General features: G+C 69.5%; 2 protein-coding genes. Both read right to left on the bottom strand.

Translation table 11 applies throughout. The features are described from left to right. Positions 1-827, bottom strand: an 827-nt coding sequence (locus tag AX681_RS08845) for a PepSY-associated TM helix domain-containing protein (RefSeq protein ID WP_197424265.1), incomplete at its 3' end; no start/stop codon positions are given. Continuing rightward, a complete protein-coding gene (locus AX681_RS08840; protein ID WP_066656623.1) occupies positions 824-1,231 on the bottom strand; it encodes a SufE family protein in 408 nt (135 codons plus the stop codon). The genes AX681_RS08840 and AX681_RS08845, both read right to left, overlap by 4 nt. Positions 1,232-1,288: the final 57 nt, after the last annotated feature.

Raw genomic sequence — 1,288 nt, 5'->3', positions numbered from 1 at the left:
CCCTCGGCCTGCGCGCGCTGCACCATGTCGGTCAGCGTCATGCCCATCGGCACCGGCGTCCCGTCCCGCGCCGCGCGCAGCATCGCCTCATGGTCATGCTCGGCATGCAGGTCGACGCCGCCCTTCCATTGCTGCGGCCCCTGCACCAGACCCAGCTCGGCCCGGACGGCGCGGAAGGCCGTCGCCCAACCATCGGTCCACGGCAGGCCCGACACCAGCAGCACCAGCGCCAGTCCGGCCACCCAGAAGCCCGTCACCGCATGCAGATCGCGCCAGACGATCCGCCCGCGCGCGCTCAGCCGCGGCCACAGCACACCCGCCAGCCCACGCCCGCGCGGCCACCACAGATACAGGCCCGACAGGATCAGCAGGATCGCCCAGCTCGCCGCGATCTCGACCAGAAACCCGCCCCATTGACCAAGCAGCAGTGAGCCATGAATCCGCGAGACGGTCGCGGCGATGCGCGCCTCGGGATCGTCGGTCGCGATCACCTCGCCCTGCGGCGACACCGCGATATCGCGCATGCCTCCTTCGGAAAGGCCGACATGGATGACTGCGGCGTCACCCGATGCTGCGGGCAGGCGATAGCTGTGAAAGCGCGCTCCCGGCACCGCCGCCAGCGCCGCCTTCAACTGCGCGTCGGGCGTCACCGCCCCGGCAACCGGCAGCCCGCGCCAGTCGCGTTCCTGCCACGCATCCAGCTGCGGTTTGAACAGATAGATCGCGCCGGTCAGCGCCAGCAGCAGGATGAAGGGCACCACGAACAGCCCGGCATAGAAATGCCAGCGCCAGATCGCGCGGTAGAGCTTGCCCCGCTCGGCGCTCATCCGGCGTAGCGTTCAGCCGTTGCGCGGATCAGTGCGATCATGTTGGGGATGCCCTGCGTGCGGTTGGAGCTGAGCTGGTTGCGCAGGTCGAACGGCGCCAGCGCGGCTTCGATATCGCTCGCCAGAATCTCGGCCGGCGCGCGGTCCTGTACCGTCAGCAGGACCAGCGCGATGATCCCCTTGGTGATCGCGGCGTTGCTGTCCGCCAGGAAGTGCAGCGTGCCGTCGTCGCGCATCATGGGATAGACCCACACCGCCGCCGAACAGCCGCGCACCAGTGTCGCGTCGGTCTTGAGCGCGTCGGGCATCGGCTCCAGCGCCTTGCCCAGGTCGATCAGCAACCGGTAGCGGTCATCGGCGTCGAGGAACTCATACTCGTCGGTCAGGTCGGACAGGCTGGTCATGCCGCGCCTGTAGCGCCGTCCGCCTGCCACGTCACCCCGGCGCATGGGGGCGGGAAG

Origin of the sequence: Sphingomonas sp. CCH9-E2 (assembly GCF_001557215.1) — a bacterium.
Lineage (GTDB): Bacteria > Pseudomonadota > Alphaproteobacteria > Sphingomonadales > Sphingomonadaceae > Sphingomonas.
The sequence above is the reverse complement of the archived record's forward strand: the minus strand, read 5'-3'. Positions and strand labels throughout refer to the sequence as shown.